The organism is Spirosoma jeollabukense, assembly GCF_054777855.1.
In genome coordinates this window covers 307,492-327,601 of record NZ_BAAHAD010000008.1, presented here as the reverse complement: position 1 = coordinate 327,601, position 20,110 = coordinate 307,492, and the positions used below count along the sequence as shown (strand labels likewise).

Here is a 20,110-nt window from a genome sequence, read left to right as displayed (position 1 = left end):
ATCTTCTTCGGCCAGTTGGCTATATCTGGCTAATAGCCAGATTATGTTACAACGCATTGAGACTTATTACCAAATGTGATTTCCCAACATGCTCTTAGCTGATACTGGTTTTGGGGTGAGCCAGTTTTTGCCAATAATTGTAGCCGATTTTCAACTTAGTAATGATTCATGCTTAGCTATTTCGCAGCCTGAAATACACTTGCATCCTCCAATTCAAGCATCTTTCGGCAACTATTTAGCCCACCAAATTAAGCGAACTGAAAAGCAATATATCGTCGAAACACATAGTGAATATTTACTCAATAGAATACGTCTTTTACTAGTCACTGGTGAACTTAAACCAGAAGACGTGCAAGTTCTTTATTTCGAAAACGATGGGGTCAAAAGTGTAGTTCATGATGTAGAATTCACTACAAAAGGTGCAATTAAAGGAGCACCTAGAGTTTTTTTCGAAACATATGAAATGGATGTAATGGATATTGCAATGAACTCTATAAAATGAAAAAAGACATCAAAGATTTATTCGTCGATAATAATATTGCCAAAAATTTCAAAAATCCTATTGATCCAGAATATAAGAAATTAATTGAATGGCTCTATGAAACAGGTTCTCTTGTTATTACACAAAAGCTTTTTAAAGAATATCATGATAGTAATCGAGGAAACTATGGTCAAAGTATACTAAGTATAATTAGTCGATTAACAAAAGATGAACGACTAGTGAACATAACCAATGCTCAATTGGATGAACTCAAATTTTCAAAGACAACTGAAAAGAAGTGTCTGCGCCTAAAGAAAGATTACTGGCATCTGAAAGCGATTCTTTTGTCCAATCGTAAAATAGCCGTCATTATTGACAAGGCATTTCGGGATGCAGTTAACAATCATCCTAAATTTGAAGGCGTACAATCTTCTGCTGTGGCACGGCCGGAAGAAATTGATTATCAAAACTATACAGTTTAGATTCCTTACCTTCCCCAAATCTCCGCCCGAACCATCCCTCCTACCTGCGGCTGGCTTTCCTGACGTATCAATCCAGCTTCGGAAAGGAGTCGTTGCCAATCGGCTAATTGCGCCGTTTCGATCCCGGCGGTTAGGCGAAAAAATTGGATCATGCTCCATAAAAGGGCTTTTTGCCACCAAATATCGGTTGTAACAAAATCAGTGACGAGCCATAAACTAGTCGGCTTCAGGATACGTAGCAGTTTAGGGATAACGTCGGTTTGTACGGTTGATTCAGGGAAAAGATCCAGCAGAAAGGGCGTTATGAGGATGTCAAAAGGTTCGTCGGTGGGCAAGTCACGCACATCTCCGACCCGAAATTCAACGGAACCTACTACTCCGTTTTTCACCATTCGCTGGCTGGCCTGCGCTACCATCCGGGCCGACAATTCGAGATAAAGTACGCGACGAGGTTTGCACTGCGTCAACACCTGTTCAAGTAGCCAGCCGGTTCCGCCACCCACCAGCAGAATAGTGGCGTCGTGGGGAATTCGATTCAGAAACGTAAGCTGTGCCTGTTGCAGCTTTCTCCCAAACACGACAAACGCCAGGGCATCATATATAGGAGCGATCCAGTCGAAACCGCTTCCCGTGTTCGATTTAAGCCTTTTTGCTTCATCGTTCATTCCCCGGTCTGTTCACCAAACGACAGAAAATCCCTGTACATTGCACACTCGCGAATCATCTCTTTATTGAACATCGTGTGGGTGTGGTTTTTGAAAAAATCGTTGTATACTGTAGCGTATTTAGTTTTACGCAACACCCGCATATTCTTCACAAAGGTTGAATCTTCTTCATAGACGTAGCCATTCCGAATTTGCTCAATGGATCGCTGCACCGAAAACGCATTGGATTCGCAACGGGCCGCCATGTAAGCCGATCGATCAGCCATGACAGGTGTTTTGGCGAGTTTTGCAGACTGCTCAAAATAATTTCTGGCATACGTAGTCGTATAATAATCCGTGTTCATAAGCGCATCGAAGCGTTTTTGTTTGGCAACGGGATTAGTCGGCACATCGTAAACGGGTGGCTCACCCGCGCTCCAATACGACTTTACCAGAAGCCAGGCATTGCCATACCAAGTCAGATTCCAGGCTCCACAGCCCAGCTGATAATATAATTCGGCAGCCTTGTCGCCCGTAGCGGCTTTGGCCTGCTGCTCCAGATCGGCCATCCGCCGGACAAACTGAACCGGCGAGTAAGGGTTCTTTGCCGATTCAGCTGGAAAATTTACCGGAGCGGCCAACCGGGGCATTTTTACGGCGAATGGATTTCGCTGAAAATACAGCGTAAAGGCCTCATCTTTCCAGGTTTTAGGATCCACCTTCGCGAAGGCATCGGCAGCTTCGGCATACTGGTGATTCATCATTAGACGACGCCCCAGCAACAGATTCAGGTAATCGCCCGTTAAGCCGGATAATTTAAGCAACCGCTTGTCGAAATCAGACGGGTTAGGCTGGTTAGCAAAGGCGATGGTCTGTTGAACAACTGTTGGCGGTATCGTATCCTCGATGGTATGTGGGTCGACCGTGCTGGCGAAATACGTAGCAGGGTTCGCCTGCGTCGTGAGCATAGTCAGCAAATATGCTTTCGCCTGACATGGGCCATCAACAGCGTCATCCGTTGACCGGCTACAACTCGATAACCAGCCACATTTCTTCGCTGTTTTTTGCTGATATAAATCGGCGAACTGTTTGCAGACGGCTACAAAGGCGTTGTTAAGTCGAAAATTTTGGGTACTATCAAACGATTCCAGATAACCAATCAATTGACTTTCAGCGTCTGGTGTAATTTTTTCGGTCTGCGCGGCCAGCAGTAACATGCGTTGTACGGTAATTTGCGACTTCAGATTTTTGTTCGTTGTCGGCAACAGAACTGCCTGATCAAGATGCGTTTGAGCCACCTTATAGTCTTTTCCGATATAATCCAGGTAAGCAGCCGCCGTGTACCAGAATGCACCATCACCAAGTTCCTTGCTTTCAGCCGATTCGACGGCAAAGCTTCGGAGTTTATCGAAATACGATACCGCTTCTGTTTTTCGGCCTTCAAACATTGTTGAATCTGGTCGATTCAGCAAACCATCATTCACGTACTCCTGCGCCGACGTAAAGAAGTAATATTCATTCCGGTTGATTTCCCGCGCCATCACCAGCTCAACTAATGGATTTTTGGGCGCCAAGTGAACCAGCAATTTAAGTAAATCCAGTCCATCCTGGCCCGGCTGAATCGCACAGAGCGCATACACAGCCGCTCGTTCGCGATCGGTTTTTGCATATTGCATGGCGCCCTCCTGAAATTTGATGTTGTATCGGCGCAAACTCGTTTCGGCCGCTTTCCGACGCGATGGACACCGATCAAATACCTGCGCAAATTCGTAGATCGCCTGCGCCGTATCGCCCAGCGCCAACGTAGCACCGGCTCGTCGGCACAACGCCCAATCGCTGATAAACGTACGTTTTGGCAAAGGCTTGCAGAGTTTATCATACACGAGTTGCGCCTGTTTATAATCCCCCATTTCGCAGGCCAGCTTTACCAGCTGAAAGCCGTAGCGTTCCTTCAAAAAAGCATCGTTTACGCTTTCGTACCCTTTTTGGGCGTTATTAAACAGTTGAAGCAGCTTCATACTGTCGGGTTGGGCAGCGCCAACCTGCCACGGATTCTCCTGTCCGTTGTCGGCTGCCCAGGCGAAATCCAGGTAGGTTACCGCCTGCGGATTGGTCCGATTCAATGCCGCTTTCAACGTACTGACCGCTTCCGAATTTTCAGCATAGAGCGCTTTACTAATGAGCGTTTGCGGGAGATTGCCCCCCGCGTAACTTGCCCAGGCCCCTATGTTCTCGTCCACAATAATACTATCGGTAAACTGCTCCGCAATTTCGGCGTCATTATAAAACTGGGGTGTAAAAAAATAGCGTCGATCTGCAGGCTGAGCATTGGTCGATTCGGGCATAAAGAAGCTCATAAACTCATTCGGGTCGAACGATGGGCCACAGGCAAATCCAAGAACGATCGCAACGAGTAAAACAGGTCTACGGAAGTGTCTGTGGGAGGAAAAGAGTTTGAAGGGTTTCACGAGAATACGCAGAAAGAATAGTGGAATCGAGGTGGTATAAAGCAAATGTAATTTTTTGGTTGCGAATCTGGCCTAGCAGTCGCTTTTTTTCGGCCAGCAGCGTCTCGGACGAAACAGCTTCAGCCCGAAACAGGTCGCCCCGCCGAATCGAAAAGCCGAACGCCGACGTATCACGCGTGGTCAGAAACCGCATGCTATCGGACTGAACGGCCAGAAATTTACGACTCGCCAGTGACGTCCGGTCCACGTTGTTCAAAAACGTCAGGAAACGATTATTCCGATATACCACCGTCCAGCGAAAAAGCGGCAGCACGACGTCGAGCGGCAATGGATAGGTTGGCACAAACGATAGATACTGGTTGGCCACATCGGCATCGTAAATGGAATTGCGCGTATCAGCCCGTTTCCAGTCCGCTACGTTATAGAGCATCAACATGCCCCGCGCTACGGGCGGAATACCCGTTTGATCGGTGTACTTGATCTGATGCAGCCGAATCGTTGCCGAAAGTGGGCGATGAAGTTGCTGATTCAGCAGTGTAAGCAACCTAAAATAGCGATCGCGCGTGCCGGTCGACCAGTCGCAGTCAACCTGCACTTCCTCGAACCGGATCGCATTCTTCTGACTGATGCGGGTGATGGCCTGGGTAATGTTCGTAGCCAGTACAGGCAGTGCTGAAGGCGCTACGTTGCTCAGCGTCCGGTTTGTGATAAAGACCACCGGCACTATGTTACCAGTGAGCTTTTGCCGACATTGAACAAAGGCTTTCGGTATTGGCTGACGGTTTTTTGCGTCCCAGTCTACATCGAAAAAGTGGAGATACAGCTTACTGGTTTTCAGACCTTTAAGCTGCTCTAGTTCCGAATGAGTTGGGTTGTAGGCTACTTTCCAATGATAAAAGGCGGGGGTGATCTGTTTGGGTGATTCGGTAGTCTGGCGCTCCGACGATTGACAAGTTGTCAGACACAAACCAATCAGCAGCAAAACAATATGATGTAATAGTTGCCCCCATTTTTTACCATTTGTGAGATAATTACAACTCATTAAGCATGTCAAATCAATACACAGATTCCAAAAGTACCTGCTACAGGACGAATCTAACAAGGGTATTTACTGTGTGGTCTATATGTGCTGATAGCTAGTACGCGAAACCAGATAAATTACACGTTACCCCCACAAAAAAATCCCGAACAAGCACGTACTTGTTCGGGATTTTTTTGTGAGATCAGGGTATCTAAAACAGAAACTCACTAAGTGATTGGTTAACTGCTTTACAAAATGACGACTCTTCACCAGAATCTGGCCCGTCTAATTCGTAACGATGCCAAATATTAAGTTTGTAGTCATAGACAAACCCCTCCGGCACCTCATAAGTTACCATCAACTCCTTCAGTTTCTGAGTATCTTTCTTAACGCCCTGTGTGTGCGTCACTTCAATTAATACGGATGTCAATTCTGTGTCCGGGTCAGCTAACAGCAAATCTGGCACAGGACTGGTCTGACTCTGATCAATCATGGCTTCAGGATAGGCAAAAAGTCGGGTCTGACGATTCCGATATAGATTCATTAAGCCTGTAACAAGCTGAGCAATAATAGCCTGATGAATCCTTGGTGCATTAACGCCCATGTAGACAATATTATCGTTCATATCCTTTCCCGTTTATGACGTTAAGTTAATATTTTTAGTAATCAATTCTAAGCAATAGCCGTCACGCCCACCGTCTTCTGACTTTCAGCCTTAATAACCAACTCTTTACCATGCAAACTAATGGTGATTGGAGAAGCCGAGAAATTCTGTACCGTTACGTCCTGCTGGGTGGTTGTCACCTGAATTAACGCGCCCCGGAATCGAATCTTAAACGCCAGCGCCTGCCAGTTATCGGGGCAGTACGGATTCAGCGATAACTGCTGGTCAGTGCCGCCTTTGTTCTCAATCCGCAGACCACCAAAACCTTTCACCACGGCCAGCCATGTACCGGCCATTGACGTGATGTGGCAGCCATCTTCGGTGTCATTGTTGTAATCGTCCAGATCGAGCCGGGCTGTGCGCAGATACATTTCGTAGGCTTTTTCCTTCATCCCTAGCTTCGACGCCTGAATCGAGTGAACGCAGGGTGAGAGCGACGACTCATGCACCGTCATCGGTTCGTAGAAGTCGAAATTGCGCCGTAGCGTTTCGGTATCGAACTCATCTTCAAAGAAATAGAGCCCCTGCAAGACGTCGGCCTGCTTGATGAAACACGAACGCAGTATCCGGTCCCACGACCAGTTTTGATTAATGGGCCGTTGTCCCTTCGGAATGTCCGACACGGGCATCAGATCTTTATCCAGAAAGCCTTCCTGCTGTAGAAAAACGCCCAGCGTCTCATCCTGTGGCAGGTACATTTTCTCGATAATGTGCCGGGCCGTAGCCAGTTCTTTTTCTTCCCGAAAGTGAATCCGGTCAATCAGCTCGGCGTATTTAGCGGGGTCCAGCGCTTTCACTTTCGCCACGGCTTCGGTCGTGTACCGCAACGTCCAAGCGGCAATGTAGTTGGTGTACCAGTTATTGTTAACGTTATTCTCGTATTCATTCGGCCCCGTTACGCCCAGCATAACGTATTGCTCTTTGGCTTTCGACCAGTTGACGCGCTGGCTCCAGAACCGACTGATGGCAATCAGTACTTCCAGACCATACTCAACCAGATACTGCTCGTCGGCCGTGTAGCGAACGTAATCGTAGATGGCGTAAGCGATGGCCCCGTTCCGGTGAATTTCCTCAAAGGTGATTTCCCACTCGTTATGACACTCCTCGCCCGTCATCGTCACCATCGGATACAGCGCAGCGCCCGCCCGAAAGCCAAGTTTCTGAGCATTTTCGATGGCCTTACCGAGTTGTTTATACCGGTAAACCAGCAGGTTTTTAGCCACTTTCTGATCAGCCGTCGAGAGGTAGAATGGCAGGCAGTAGGCTTCGGTGTCCCAGTAGGTCGACCCACCGTATTTCTCACCCGTAAACCCTTTCGGACCAATGTTCAGTCGCTCATCTTCACCGGTATAGGTCTGGTTGAGCTGAAAAATATTGAACCGGATACCCTGCTGCGCCACGATGTCGCCATCAATGACGATATCATTCGTTTTCCACTTATCGGCCCAGGCCTGCTTCTGCTCGAACAGCATTTTTTCAAAGCCTTTCCGGGTTATACGCTGAATGTACTGATGCGCTTCCTTGATGATGGTATCAGAATCGTAATTGAGCGACGACAGGTTTACGGCGTACTTGTACATGACCGTTTCCTGCCCCTGCCGACAATCGAGCGTAATGCGGTTCGCTACGTATTTTTCGTATTTAATTGGCTGCGACTGGTAATCAACTTTTACACCATCCTGCTCAATCTCAACGCACATACCAGTCGCTACGTGAAAGCCCATTTTGCGGGTGCGCAGTTCAATATAGGCTTCACCGTAAGCCGTTTCTTTCCGCACTTCGTCCCAGAACGTTTCATCGTAATTGGCGTCGCGGTTCCGAATATCGCCATCGATGTAGGGGGTAACCGTAATTTTAGCGTCGAAATTCAGCGGTTTAATGGCGTATCGAATGGCCCCGGCCTCGTCGTCGACGATGGAACAGAACCGTTTTGTAGTTACCTGTATTTCTTTTCCGCTCTTAAGCTGAGCAATAAACGAACGTTCGAGGTAGCCCTCCTGCATGTTCAGCACCCGTCGAAAATCACGAACTTCACAATGATTCAGGTCAAGAGTTTCGTACTCAATATCAATGTCGATACCAATCCAGTTGGCGGCATTCAGCACTTTGGCAAAGTATTCGGGGTAGCCATTTTTCCACCAGCCAACGCGGGTTTTGTCGGGATAATAAACACCCGCCACGTAGTTACCCTGCAAGGTTTTACCCGTAAATTTCTCTTCAAATGAACCGCGGCCACCGAGCCGGCCATTACCGAGCGACATCACACTTTCGGTAATTTCGTTGTAGTCACGGTGAAATCCTTCTTCAACAATATTCCAGGGGTCTTCAGTAAAATAGTGTTTCATCAATGGTTAGTTATAGGTCTCTACGGCGTAAAAATAGCCATTTCCGCTTTCACCCGCATCGCTTGATTCAGATGACGTTCCGTATGGGCAATCAGCATCCGAAGGGCATCACCCAACCGTATCTTGAGCCAATTACCAAATAAACTCATCAATTTTTCCCGATTCCAGTCGAGATAAACGGCTTTATCCAGGAGCGAAAGCAGCAACGTTTGCAGCTCAACAAATTGCCTCAGTACGTCGGCAGGAGTCAGATCTGCCGCTGGCCGGGGACGTATCATGCCGGGTGCTGGCAGTTTAATTTTCACGGTGGGATCAACAGCAAACAGCATGGCCTTCCCAACCCAATCACTGACGACAGGTTGGTCTGTGGGGTTGGTTTGCAACAGCCCAAGCCTATCAACTTTATGCTGAATGTTCCGGATGTAGAACCGTTCTGCCAGATTCAGATGCTGCAAACACTCGACAATACTCCAGCGATCGGGCGCGGATTTCCACCGGAGCTGTTCGTCAGTCAGCGGAATAAATTCCCGTTCTACGGTTTCCAGAACGATCTTAAGTCGGTGTTGCAGGTCGTGGGCAATCGTGAGTTTTTGCATGAGAAGATTATTTGAACACAGAGGCACAAAGAACACAGAGATTACCTGAAAGTATATTGAAAAACTCTGTGTTCTTTGTGCCTCTGTGTTCATCAAGAATTACTCAGTCTGCCTGAAGCACCTGCTGAAACAACTCAACGTCTCGTTTCGAGTCGAGGTCGATACCCCCGGCTTCAAAAGGAACTTCCGAACAATCAGCGCGGTGTTTAACAATAACCCATTTTACGCCCTTATCGCCTTCCAGCTTAAGGAGTTCGGCAATGTAGTCGCGATCAAACAGGGCGGGCACACTCAGTTGCGTATCGTAGCGGCAAGCCACAATGCCTTTAGCTTCCTCCTTCCGCACTTCGAGCATATGCAGGAGCAAGCCCAATGATACCATGGGCTGGTCGGTATGAAGCACGAGCACCGCGTCAATGTCTTTGTGCGTCAGGTATAAAGCGGCTAATCCCGTCTTCAGCGACGATGCCTGCCCCGTTGGCCAGCTTGGATTATCGACCAACGTAACCGGCAATCCGGCTAGCTCGGGCACAATTTGGGCACGATAGGCCCCAAGCACCACCACGACCGGGCCGCATTGCAACGCCAGCGCACTTTCGGTTATACGACGCAATAGCGACTGCCCTTTATAGGTAAGCAGTTGCTTCGGTTCACCACCCATTCGCGACGAGTCGCCAGCGGCTAATATGATTGTTCCGATTTTCAAGTGAAATCTTTTTAGAAAGAAGAAAGATACTAAAGAAATAATGAACGAGTAAATGAGTGGAACGTCGGCACAAACTATTTTTCACCCGTTCGCTGGGCAAATACCTCGTCCGGATAGCCAACTTTGACCAATGACAACCCATCGGCGGGAGCGGCCCGCCCAGCGCGTTTCCGATCTTTAGCCCGAATAATCTCGTCAAAATCAGCCACGCTGAGACGCTCCTGCCCCACCGCCAGCAACGTACCGACAATGGCCCGTACCATGCCTCTCAGAAAGCGATCCGCACGGATGTGGAAGACCAGGTCACCCGTATTTTTTTGCTCCCAGTAAGCTTTATCAATTCGGCAGTTGAATGTCTTAACGTCGGTCTTCACTTTACTAAAGCTCTCAAAATCAGCATACTGGAGTAACCGACTAGCCGCGTCGTTCATCAAGTCTACACGCAGGGGTAGCGAAAACACATAGACCAACCCATCCCGAAACGGGTCTTTCCGGCGGCTGATCTGGTACTGATAATACCGAAACGTAGCGGTGTAACGGGCATGGTCATCAGCCCGGACCGGAAAGCAATCATAAACGGCAATGTCCGATGGAATCAGGCTATTTAATGACCGGATTAAGTGGTCAGGCAACGTAGCATCCGTCTCGAAATGAGCAAATTGTTCCCCCGCATGAACACCGGCATCCGTACGGCCACTACCTACAATCGCTATGGGCTGGCGTAAAACCGTTGTCAGTGCCGTTTCGAGAACCTCCTGCACGCTTAGACCGTTGGGTTGCCGCTGCCAGCCGTGATAGTTCGTTCCCCGGTAGGCCAGTTGAAGAAAATAACGCATGATAGCCGCAAAAGTACGGGTTGTCGGCCGGATAAAAACGGTGAGGGGCTTTGGTTTCAGGAAACAACGCCTTACTGCCAAAGCCCCCTATCAAAAGAGAAAGGAAAACCCCTGTAACAAACGAGGTTAACAGACTTGTTCCTTTTCAGGAAACGCGACCGTCTCTGCTAAAAATGACGACGAGTCTGTTTACTTTATTTCGTAACTACCTGACATGAACAGAGTTTCCTATAAACATCGAAATTTAGTAATCGGTGTTTTGTGGCTACATTGCGGAAGGCAACCGCTTTATTTACAAGCGCTCAACTTCAAATTTTAGCTCATCGACTAATTGCCTCAGTCGATCGGTGTTTGGGGCGGGCTGGGGCATTTGCTGGCTCACAAACGCGCAGATTTCCCATACTTCGAGTACATCTTTTAATGCAATCTCCCGATTGGGAATGTCGGCCCGATCGGCTGTCAGCAGCAGGCTGCCTTTTACTTTTACCTGATTATACACCCGACGACAATAAACTCCCGAATTCATGTTGTCGGCCCGCTGGGGTTGAATGAGTAGTACGTACATCTTGCCATCGGCAATGTCGAACCAGTTCCGAACGAACGTTCCAACCAGGAGGGCTCCCGGAAAGGTAAAATCCTCGCCCGCTTCAAAGGCTCGGTAGTGCCCTTCGGGTAACGTAGGGAGATGCATAGCCGGAAGCCGTTGCAGGAAATCGGCTTGCTGGTGCCGTTGCCCATACTCCATAAACTGCCGCTGCATCACGACCGGAATCGTAGGCGCAACCGACTGTGATGTCTGACTCGGGCGAGCCGACGATGCCGACCCCTCGTATACATTATTGAATGACAGCGATTCAGGCTGCCGCGTCGGCACAGGACGAGTCTGGCCAGCGCGCAAGTCGGGTTTGGGATTAAACAGATTATCAACGGGCTGAAACGTATTCGATGGCTGGCGCTCGGAGACTGTTCGTTCCTGAACGGGACGCACTGGGGACGTGATTACGGGCGGAATCGGATGATCTGGACTTCGTCGGGGTTCCTCTTTCGTCTGGTAGTATTTGTTCAGAACCGACGACAACGGTTGCGGTTCGGGCGTCGGCGGTGTGGGTGAAGCAAAAATATCGGGAAAATCGGGATGCTGAAAGGGGTCATCATCCGACGTCAGTTTGCCATCAGACCGAATGGCCGATCCGGTTTCGGCGCTTCGATACGTATCAGCTGGTTTGCCCGACTGGCCGAGCGGAATGCTAAGATTGGGTGTTTCGCGAAGTTTTCGGAGGTCTTGCCGCGTCAGCAGTTCAACGGTTGTATTGAACGCTTTAGCAATTGCCTGTATATTTTCCTGGTTCGGATTAGCACGGCCTTCTTCATAGGCCCCTAGTAACGAACGTTTTATGCTTATTTTACGAGAGAATTGCTCCTGTGTCAGACCATTGAGTTTGCGCAGGTAGCGGATGTTATCACTAACGAGCGTCATCCGGTATAAAGTTTGCTAAAGTTTCAGCTAAGATAGACGATTCACGTTTTAAATGCCAATACCCAACACTACCCCACCTTTTTTGTACTTTTAACGTATTATTTTGACTTTAGCGCCCATGACAACTCTACCGCCCAAAGTTGACCTACATACGCCGATCCGAACCACGTTCGATGCCCAACGTCGACATGCTTCCAGAATGGCGCTAATAAGTGCCAGCCAGCGTATCGAACGTATCAGGCGCATTCAGACCTGGATAAAAAACCATCAATCTGACATTCAGCAGGTCATGTACGATGATTTCCGGAAGCCGTCGGCGGAAGTTTTGCTGGGTGAATTGATGGCGCTACAGGCTGAAATCAAGCACACCATCGGGCATTTAAAGCAGTGGATGAAGCCCCAATCCCTGCCAACGCCCATAGCCCTTATGGGCACTAAAAGTTACCTCCGCCACGAGCCCAAGGGCAATGTGCTCATCATTGCTCCCTGGAACTACCCGTTTGTGTTAACAATCAGGCCGTTGGTTTCTGCTATTGCCGCCGGGAACGTAGCGATCCTTAAACCGTCCGAGTTGACACCCCACACAGCTGGCTTGATCAATAAAATGATTACAGAGCTGTTTCCACCGGAGGAAGTAGCTGTTTTTGAAGGTGATGCCGACGTATCGAAAGCACTGCTTGAGCTACCGTTTAACCATATATTCTTCACAGGCAGCCCAGCCGTTGGGCGTATCGTGATGGCGGCAGCCGCCAAACATCTGGCTTCGGTTACGCTCGAATTAGGCGGCAAGTCGCCAGCCATTGTCGATGAGACGGCCGATCTTAAACAAGCCGCTGGGCAGCTAGCCTGGGGCAAATGCCTGAACAATGGGCAGACCTGCATTGCCCCTGACTATCTTCTTGTCCATCAATCGGTTAAGCAACCGTTCATCCAGGCTATGCAGGATACGTTGACCAGCATGTATCGCCCGGACGGAAAGCCTGTCGAAGCGTCGGATAGCTACGCCCGTATTGTGAACCAGCTACATTTTCAACGGATAAAGAACCTGGTGGACGATGCGGTTAGCAAGGGCGCTACGATTACATACGGTGGCAGAATGAACCCCGATGAGAATTTCATTGAACCGACCCTTCTGGAAGGAACTACCGACGATATGCGGGTGATGCAGGACGAGATTTTTGGTCCGGTGCTGCCCGTCCTGACCTATACTAACCTCGACGATGCCTTACGCATCGTGAACCAGCGCGAGAAACCACTGGCGCTGTACATCCACAGCCGAAATCGCAAAAACACGCAGTACATTCTGGATCGCACCTCAGCGGGCGACACGGTTATCAACGATACGTTAATTCAATTTGGCAATGTAGAACTACCCTTTGGCGGAGTCAATAACAGCGGCTTGGGAAAATCGAACGGCTTCTTCAGTTTCCAGGAGTTTTCCAATCAGCGGGGTGTCATGCAGCGCGACTTTGGTACCATGAAATTCATTTATCCTCCTTATACAGAGAAGGTTAAGAAGCTGATCAATTTCCTGGTCACGTATTTATGAGGTGATACCGGTCAGCCAAGCGCACAAAAAACTGACAATCAACGTATTACTTAATCTGGCCAGGTCGTCACGAAAAAGGCCACAACCTGTTTAGATCGTGGCCCAAATCAATTAAAAAATAAGGATAATTATGCCTTTATGACAATGGTTTTCGCCCATTTATCACCGAACCGTTTGCTATCGGCACTAAACACCATCAGGGCATCGATAATATTGAAGAAAGGAATCAATAAGGATACCTGACGGGTAATGGCTGTTCCATAATCGCCAACCAGGCTTCCGCCCGTATCTTCCTTAATGACCTTGATGCCCATCAGTTTTTTACCTATGCTTTGGCCGCCTAAATAACCTCCCATTTCGGGTAAAGCATCTTTTGTAAGTAAATAGCCAATGGTAATTATATAGCCTACTGTAATCAGGTTGTAAGATACAATCATTAACAGCCAGACGGCTAGATTACCAATTATACCATCGATAAATGCAGCAATAAAACGCTGTAAAGGAGTCGCCTTAACATAAGCAGTCACGGGAACGTAGGAGGGTTGCACAGTCTTTTGGGTTTAGAGTGAAATGAATCAATATCACCTGCCCAACTTACGAAATCGATAGGGAATGCCAATGCAATCTCTTCCAAACCGGTAAGGTTTTATTAAACGGCAACTTCGTCAGTCTCAACAGGCTGCGTCCGGAATTCTCCCTCCCATTTGGAAATGACACAAGTCGCTACGGCGTTACCTGCCACACTCGTAGCCGAACGACCCATGTCCAGCACCTGATCGATACCCAGCAAAAGTGCCAGTCCTTCAATTGGCAGGTTGAATAACGACATCGTTCCGGCAATAACCACCAGTGAGGCTCTTGGCACACCAGCGATCCCTTTAGAGGTAATCATCAGCGTCAGCATCATGGTGATTTGCTGTTCAATGCTGAGCGGTACGTGATAGGCCTGGGCGATAAAGGCCGTAGCGAATGTCATGTACAGCATTGACCCGTCCAGGTTAAACGAATAACCCAATGGCAACACGAACGAAATAATACGCTCGGAGCAGCCGAATCGACGTAGTGCTTCAATAGTTTGCGGGAAGGAAGCCTCTGAGCTGGCTGTACTAAAGGACAGGATAATCGCCGAGCGAATTTCTTTCAATAAGGCAATATAGGGAATCCCGACGACTAAACAAATGGCGGCTAGGACTACGAAAATAAAGAATAATAGACCACCAAAAAAACAAAGAATCAGGTAGACGTACCCCCCTAATATACCCAGTCCCTGCTGGGCTACAATAGCAGCAATGGCACCCAGTACGCCAAACGGCGCAAAAGCCATTACGTAACTGGTGATCTTGAACATAATGTGCGAAAGTGCATCCAGGGCCTTTATCATGATCTTCCCCTGTTCCCCAACAGCGCCAACGGCGATTCCGAAGAAGATACTGAAGACCACGATCTGAAGGATTTCATTGGTAGCCAGGGCGTCTATAAAACTCGTTGGAACAATGTGGGTAATGAAATTTTCAAATGACATTTTCTGAACCTCAACGCCAACATCCGTGCCTTTGGCAGGCAACTGGGTTATATTCATCACTTCGCCTGGCCGCAAAATATTAACGACCAATAAACCAACAACTAACGACAAAATGGTGGCAAAGTAGAAATAAGCTAATGTTTTCAAACCAATACGTCCAACCGTGCCAAAATCACCGAGTTTGGCAATGCCCACAACCAACGTAGCGAATACGAGTGGCCCAATGATCATTTTGATGAGCCGCAGGAAAATTTTGGACAGAATATTGAGGTCTGTTCCCGAAAAACCCGAGGTGGTGGCCGGAAAAAAATAACCGATTGCAATGCCGAGCACCATGCCCAGAAAAATACGGGTTGTCAGATTTGGAAGTTTCATGCACTAAGATAAAAAATACGGTAGTGAACAAATATATAGGAATCTGACCAGTTGAGAAAGCCAGTTTATATAGAATGAGCCCGTCCGACCAAGTATAGTACGGCATTTTACAAGAAAATAGATACTTTATATTCCTCAATTCCCAGTAAAACAGTATCATTTATCGCTTCATTGATTAGCGGATAAACGCATCACGGTTGGCCAAAAACTCGCCGGTAGATGGGACGGCGGTAAGCAAACTGAAGCCAGAGCAGCGGATACAGGATATAATCTGTCAGCAGAAATGGCGTTTTAAACGTAATGTCATCAACAAGGCTCGTCTGGTTCCCGTATTTTTCATCGACCACACGTAGCAGCCCATGGTGATGCTGCCAGAAGCTCAGGAAAAAAGGGAGTTGAATGCCTTGATCAACAAAGAAGATTTCAGTGTCGGTCTGTTGCTGGTCAACAATGTGACTTATCCAATCCTGTCGAAACAGAAAAAAATTCAGCCGGAGGTGAACGATATCCCCTCGCAGGCAACCATCGAAACGAATGATCTTTACGGGTGGAAACGGGGGATTAAGTCGTTCAAATAGAGCAAGATTAAACCCAGCCCAGACAATGGGCAGTGGCTGACGAACCTGAGTAACAAGACGAAGACGCATAAAGGGTAAACAAATTGTTGATCAAATTGTAAAACAAAAGCCTTACCTTTTATTAAAAAAACTACCGTAACATTGATAATTATGGTGAAGAAGACGAATTTGTCCTTCCTTTCCAGGTTTCCAATGAACCGGGCAGGGCAATTTTCCAGTCAGTATATGCACAGGTTCAGTTGGTGGATAGCTTGTTTTTGGGTCGTTGGATTACTCGGTCGAGTACTGCCAGCCAGGGCTAGTTTTCCCGAACCAGAGTACCTTACTGTACGTAGTGGCTTACCGCAGGGCTTCGTCAACTCAATAATTCAGGATCAGCGCGGCTTCATCTGGCTATCCACGCGCGATGGTTTATGTCGCTACGATGGCGTTCGGTTTCGCATTTATGCCAACGATCCTCAGCAACAGCACTCCCTGTCATTCAGCAGTTTATACGACATAAAGGAAGACAACAAAGGCCGCTTGTGGATTCGCACAGAAACGAATGGTATTGATTGTTTCGATCCGGTTACCGAAAAATCGAATCGAATTTCCAATTCACATTCTTATCGGCAGGCACTTGGCCGGGACCAGCTCGTTGGTATCTGGCCTGATCAGTTGGGCAATGTTTGGGTGGCCACGAAAACAAATGGTTTTTTCCGGCTCAATGCGAACGGCTCCATTTCACACAAGTTCTGGGGGATGCTGGGCGATACGGTTCAACGGACGCTCCATTCGATTTTACTCGACAACCATAACCACCTGTGGTTATCCGCCCGGGATGGTTTATTTCAGTATAATATAGCGACGGGGAAATTCATCGGCTTTCGGATGGCGCAGGGATTGCCCGGTAACGATGTGTATGGACTGCATGAGCGGGCCAATGGTGAGTTGATGCTTGGATTTCCGGGTCAGGTAGCAATTCTGAATCCAGGGAGCGGGCGTGTTCGCAAAGTAGTACCGCTACCCGCCGACCCAATCGGCTTGCCCTTATTTACGCGGGACGCAAAAGGGATCGACTACATCAACCAGGGCCGCTATACGGATAAGGAAGGCCTGGTCCCGTTGCTCACCGACTCGAATAATCCATCGGCAGGAGCGTATCGCTCGCCCAAACTAGCTCACTTTTCCCCCCTGTCGCTACTGATTGACCGAACAAACGTTCTTTGGATTGGTCTCGATGGCGATGGCGTCATTAAGTATGACCTTAACAAACGTTCGTTTCAAACCTGGCCTTATGTCCATAAATTCCAGACCGACTGGCTAACGCAACAATTTGACGTTCCGATTGATGCCATTCCTGAGTCAATCAGACAGCAGTCAGCTTACGACATCCGTTATCAATTTGACTCGAAAAAAAATTTGTGGATCAGCAGCGCCAAAACCCCTCCCTATCAATACGTTGCCAGTCAAAAATTATTTGCGCCAATTGCACCTACCGGTATTGAAGCCCGCTGGTTACCATCACCCGCCAATTTCCGCCTGACTGCCATTTCGGCCGGAACACAGGGCGATACATGGGGCCTGCTGGCTCCGCACAATCGGGCCGTTGTTCGCTACAACGCTGACAAACGAACGTTTACTGCCTTTCCCCTGCCGTTGCCAGACCACCATCCCTACATTATCCGGGCCATGATGGTTGATGGTGGACGTGTTTACCTGGCTACCGAAAATCACGGACTACTACGGGCCGACTTATCAACAAAGCGGCTAATTCGCTGGCAGGTTGGCGAGAAAAATCCGCAATCGCTGCCAGGCAATTCGCTTTTATGTCTGACACAGGACCCCGTTCAATATAATTATCTCTGGATTGGCACATTTGGTCGAGGACTTTGCCTGCTGGATAAGTTGACTGGTCGAATTCGCCAGTTTACCATGGCCCAGGGTTTGCCCAACAACGTGATCTACGCGATCCTTCCGGATAGAAATGGCCATCTCTGGCTCAGCACCAACCGAGGTCTCTGCCGGTTCGATACCCGAACGTTCGAAGCCAGAAGCTACACCGCCGACGATGGGTTGCCGAGTGATGAATTTAACCTGTTTCATGACGTAGCACTCCCCGACGGACGATTGATTTTCGGTGGTATTGGCGGCTACACTATTTTCGATCCGCAACGGGTTCGTGAAGATCATTTTAAACCGGTCGTCGCCCTAACGGCACTTCGTATCAACAACCAGTTGATCAGCACAAACACCCCGGATTCACCCATTCAGCGGGATATTGACGAAACGAAGGAGGTTGTTCTGGATCATCAGCAGAACTTTCTTTCTATTGACTTTTCGGCGCTTCAGTTTAACCAGAGCCGAAAAAATCAGTATCGATATAAGCTCATCGGATTAGAAGATAACTGGATTTCCAGCGGAAATCAGGCTACCGCTACGTATACAAACCTCCCGCCGAAAACGTACACGTTCCTGGTAAACGCATCGAATACATCAGGCATCTGGAGTCCCTATGTACACTCGTTGACCATCGTTATTGAGCCTCCTTTGTGGGCAACCTGGTGGGCGTATCTGGGGTATTCGTTGCTTTTACTCGGCGCCCTTGTCTCCTATGTCAGGATACGCATCCGCCGATTGCGTCAAATAAGTGAAATGGAATTACGGGAGCAGGAAGCTGTTCAGCTTAAACATCTGGATGAAGTAAAAACGCGCTTCTTTGCCAATATCACTCATGAACTCCGCACACCGTTAACACTCATTATCAGTCCATTAGAGCAGGTACTACTAGAAACGCTTAATTCACCAGTCCACAACCGACTAACGATAATTTACCGGAATGCGAATCGGCTACTGCGACTGATTAACGAATTACTCGATCTGGCGAAGCTCGATGCCGGAAATTTAACCGTTACACCGACACCGGGTAATTTGCCGGAATTCATCGACCGAACCGTACTTGTTTTCGCTGAAGAAGCTGAGCGTAAGCACATTTCATTACAACTCACCCACCACATCAGGCAACACCATTACTGGTTCGATGCCGATAAGGTTGAGAAAATACTGACCAACCTGCTGTCGAACGCCCTTAAATTCACGAATGAACATGGCTCAGTAACGGTTACCACGCAGGTTCATCCCATTGAGGCTCTATCAGCCATTGTATCCACTACAGATCTGATCCGTCTTACCGTTCACAACACGGGAGCCAGCATTCCAGCCAATAAACTCGCCAATGTATTCGACCGCTTTTATCAGGTCGACCCAACTTCCGACAGCGCCATAAACGGATCAGGCATTGGGCTGGCCCTGGTGAAAGAGCTTGTTGAGATCATGCAGGGCACAATTTCTGTAACAAGTAGCCCGTCGGAGGGTACTACGTTCAGTGTCGAATTGCCCTGCCTTCAGGTTGTCCCCCCCGCGGTGCTAACCGCTACGACCCCTATGGCTGGTTCTAACTCAACCGGCAACTATACACCCACCAGCCAAGCAACCGATGCTGAAAATACGGCTCGATTACTGCTGGTAGAAGATGATGACGAGATTGCTGACTACGTGATCTCTACCCTGGATACGGAATGGACCGTCCAGCGGGTCAACAACGGACGGTTGGGGCTGGAAGCCGCCATTGCTGATGGGCCTGATATGATCATCAGCGACGTACTGATGCCCGAAATGGATGGGTACGAACTCTGTCGTCAACTCAAAAATAATCCTATTACTAGCCACATACCAATTCTGTTATTAACGGCTAAAGTTGCTGTTGAAAGCCGGCTTGAGGGATTAACAGCCGGTGCTGACGATTATCTAGCCAAGCCTTTTCAGGTCAATGAACTGCGCGGACGTATTCGAAATCGGCTGGCACACCAACACCGCATGCGCCAGTATTATCGAACGCAACTGCTGGGAGAAGGCCATTTACCAGTAGCGAGTCAGGCACCCGCCGACGAGTTCATGAATCGGGTCTATAACGTACTGGAAAGCCGACTGGACGATACGACATTCGGAGTCGAGCCGTTGGCTATGGACATTGGCATGAGCCGCATGCACCTAAATCGAAAAGTAAAAGCCATGACTGGTTTAACGCCCAACGAGCTCATACGCGTGGTGCGTCTAAATCGGGCGGCAGAGTTGCTTCTGACCGGCGCATCCATTTCCGAAGTAGCTGACCGGGTCGGGTTCGATACGCCGGCCTATTTCTCAAAAGTATTCAAGGACCAGTACCACCTGACCCCTTCCGAATACGTTGAAAAGAACCGCCACGAGATGGTTTAGGTTTGACGCATCGCTCCCTTTTTTCCGGGCAAATTCTCCTCTGTTATCATCCTCACAAAATCTTACACGCTATTACTCAAGTGCTTTAGATAACATATGTTCGTTTAGACAA

At 48.4% G+C, this 20,110-nt stretch carries 16 protein-coding genes; 4 read left to right on the top strand and 12 right to left on the bottom strand.

Annotation, left to right across the window (positions count from 1 at the left end; translation table 11 throughout):
• The first annotated feature begins 88 nt into the window (after positions 1-88).
• The gene (locus ACYVEA_RS25535) at positions 89-502 is read left to right on the top strand and encodes an AAA family ATPase (RefSeq protein ID WP_461116259.1); all 414 of its coding nucleotides are present in this window, start codon (positions 89-91) and stop codon (positions 500-502) included.
• Positions 499-963, top strand: coding sequence for a hypothetical protein (locus ACYVEA_RS25530; RefSeq protein ID WP_461116258.1), 465 nt, complete (start codon positions 499-501; stop codon positions 961-963). The genes ACYVEA_RS25535 and ACYVEA_RS25530 overlap by 4 nt, the downstream gene beginning before the upstream one ends.
• A gap of 5 nt (positions 964-968) precedes the next feature.
• Here the strand turns inward: ACYVEA_RS25530 and ACYVEA_RS25525 are convergent, their stop codons facing one another.
• The 9 genes from ACYVEA_RS25525 to ACYVEA_RS25485 all read right to left on the bottom strand — a co-directional run bounded on the left by ACYVEA_RS25525 (position 969) and on the right by ACYVEA_RS25485 (position 11,720).
• A complete protein-coding gene (locus tag ACYVEA_RS25525; protein WP_461116257.1) occupies positions 969-1,628 on the bottom strand; it encodes a class I SAM-dependent methyltransferase in 660 nt (219 codons plus the stop codon).
• Positions 1,625-4,075, bottom strand: coding sequence for a hypothetical protein (locus tag ACYVEA_RS25520; RefSeq protein ID WP_461116256.1), 2,451 nt, complete (start codon positions 4,073-4,075; stop codon positions 1,625-1,627). Before ACYVEA_RS25520 ends, ACYVEA_RS25525 begins: the two co-directional genes overlap by 4 nt.
• On the bottom strand, positions 4,032-5,117 hold the full coding sequence (locus tag ACYVEA_RS25515; protein WP_461116255.1) for a hypothetical protein: 1,086 nt from the start codon (positions 5,115-5,117) through the stop codon (positions 4,032-4,034). The genes ACYVEA_RS25520 and ACYVEA_RS25515 overlap by 44 nt, the downstream gene beginning before the upstream one ends.
• Before the next feature lie 190 nt (positions 5,118-5,307).
• Positions 5,308-5,721 carry a hypothetical protein gene (locus tag ACYVEA_RS25510; RefSeq protein ID WP_461116254.1) on the bottom strand — a complete coding sequence of 138 codons (414 nt, stop codon included), beginning with the start codon at positions 5,719-5,721 and terminating at the stop codon, positions 5,308-5,310.
• A gap of 47 nt (positions 5,722-5,768) precedes the next feature.
• The gene (locus tag ACYVEA_RS25505; RefSeq protein WP_461116253.1) at positions 5,769-8,105 is read right to left on the bottom strand and encodes a glycoside hydrolase family 65 protein; all 2,337 of its coding nucleotides are present in this window, start codon (positions 8,103-8,105) and stop codon (positions 5,769-5,771) included.
• A 20-nt stretch (positions 8,106-8,125) separates the two neighbouring features.
• Entirely contained in the window at positions 8,126-8,701 is a 576-nt protein-coding gene (locus tag ACYVEA_RS25500) for a DinB family protein (protein WP_461116252.1), read from the bottom strand.
• Between the two features lie 103 nt (positions 8,702-8,804).
• A complete protein-coding gene (locus ACYVEA_RS25495) occupies positions 8,805-9,407 on the bottom strand; it encodes a nucleotidyltransferase family protein (protein WP_461116251.1) in 603 nt (200 codons plus the stop codon).
• A 74-nt stretch (positions 9,408-9,481) separates the two neighbouring features.
• The gene (gene truA, locus ACYVEA_RS25490) at positions 9,482-10,243 is read right to left on the bottom strand and encodes a tRNA pseudouridine(38-40) synthase TruA (protein WP_461116250.1); all 762 of its coding nucleotides are present in this window, start codon (positions 10,241-10,243) and stop codon (positions 9,482-9,484) included.
• 292 nt (positions 10,244-10,535) lie between these two features.
• Positions 10,536-11,720 (bottom strand): helix-turn-helix domain-containing protein, encoded by a 1,185-nt coding sequence (locus tag ACYVEA_RS25485; protein WP_461116249.1) that lies wholly within the window; start codon positions 11,718-11,720, stop codon positions 10,536-10,538.
• A gap of 118 nt (positions 11,721-11,838) precedes the next feature.
• Here ACYVEA_RS25485 and ACYVEA_RS25480 point away from each other — a divergent pair, with 118 nt between their 5' ends.
• On the top strand, positions 11,839-13,269 hold the full coding sequence (locus tag ACYVEA_RS25480; protein ID WP_461116248.1) for an aldehyde dehydrogenase family protein: 1,431 nt from the start codon (positions 11,839-11,841) through the stop codon (positions 13,267-13,269).
• A gap of 128 nt (positions 13,270-13,397) precedes the next feature.
• Here the strand turns inward: ACYVEA_RS25480 and ACYVEA_RS25475 are convergent, their stop codons facing one another.
• From ACYVEA_RS25475 to ACYVEA_RS25465, 3 genes are all read right to left on the bottom strand, one after another.
• Entirely contained in the window at positions 13,398-13,817 is a 420-nt protein-coding gene (locus ACYVEA_RS25475; protein ID WP_461116247.1) for an RDD family protein, read from the bottom strand.
• Positions 13,818-13,918: 101 nt separating this feature from the next.
• Positions 13,919-15,166 (bottom strand): dicarboxylate/amino acid:cation symporter, encoded by a 1,248-nt coding sequence (locus tag ACYVEA_RS25470; protein ID WP_461116246.1) that lies wholly within the window; start codon positions 15,164-15,166, stop codon positions 13,919-13,921.
• 191 nt (positions 15,167-15,357) lie between these two features.
• Positions 15,358-15,813 (bottom strand): SRPBCC family protein, encoded by a 456-nt coding sequence (locus ACYVEA_RS25465; RefSeq protein ID WP_461116245.1) that lies wholly within the window; start codon positions 15,811-15,813, stop codon positions 15,358-15,360.
• 156 nt (positions 15,814-15,969) lie between these two features.
• On the opposite strand from ACYVEA_RS25465, the gene ACYVEA_RS25460 reads away from it, so the two are divergent.
• Positions 15,970-19,998: a hybrid sensor histidine kinase/response regulator transcription factor gene (locus ACYVEA_RS25460; RefSeq protein WP_461116244.1), complete on the top strand. Its 4,029-nt coding sequence runs from the start codon at positions 15,970-15,972 to the stop codon at positions 19,996-19,998.
• Positions 19,999-20,110 lie beyond the last annotated feature (112 nt).

Excerpts from the sequence above, each read along its gene's own strand:
- ACYVEA_RS25500 (WP_461116252.1), bottom strand. The coding sequence starts at position 8,701 with ATGCAAAAACTCACGATTGCCCACGACCTGCAACACCGACTTAAGATC.
- ACYVEA_RS25515 (WP_461116255.1), bottom strand. The coding sequence starts at position 5,117 with ATGAGTTGTAATTATCTCACAAATGGTAAAAAATGGGGGCAACTATTA.
- ACYVEA_RS25460 (WP_461116244.1), top strand. The coding sequence starts at position 15,970 with ATGCACAGGTTCAGTTGGTGGATAGCTTGTTTTTGGGTCGTTGGATTA.
- ACYVEA_RS25525 (WP_461116257.1), bottom strand. The coding sequence starts at position 1,628 with ATGAACGATGAAGCAAAAAGGCTTAAATCGAACACGGGAAGCGGTTTC.
- ACYVEA_RS25535 (WP_461116259.1), top strand. The coding sequence starts at position 89 with ATGCTCTTAGCTGATACTGGTTTTGGGGTGAGCCAGTTTTTGCCAATA.
- ACYVEA_RS25485 (WP_461116249.1), bottom strand. The coding sequence starts at position 11,720 with ATGACGCTCGTTAGTGATAACATCCGCTACCTGCGCAAACTCAATGGT.
- ACYVEA_RS25510 (WP_461116254.1), bottom strand. The coding sequence starts at position 5,721 with ATGAACGATAATATTGTCTACATGGGCGTTAATGCACCAAGGATTCAT.
- ACYVEA_RS25530 (WP_461116258.1), top strand. The coding sequence starts at position 499 with ATGAAAAAAGACATCAAAGATTTATTCGTCGATAATAATATTGCCAAA.
- ACYVEA_RS25480 (WP_461116248.1), top strand. The coding sequence starts at position 11,839 with ATGACAACTCTACCGCCCAAAGTTGACCTACATACGCCGATCCGAACC.
- ACYVEA_RS25505 (WP_461116253.1), bottom strand. The coding sequence starts at position 8,105 with ATGAAACACTATTTTACTGAAGACCCCTGGAATATTGTTGAAGAAGGA.
- ACYVEA_RS25465 (WP_461116245.1), bottom strand. The coding sequence starts at position 15,813 with ATGCGTCTTCGTCTTGTTACTCAGGTTCGTCAGCCACTGCCCATTGTC.
- ACYVEA_RS25470 (WP_461116246.1), bottom strand. The coding sequence starts at position 15,166 with ATGAAACTTCCAAATCTGACAACCCGTATTTTTCTGGGCATGGTGCTC.
- truA (WP_461116250.1), bottom strand. The coding sequence starts at position 10,243 with ATGCGTTATTTTCTTCAACTGGCCTACCGGGGAACGAACTATCACGGC.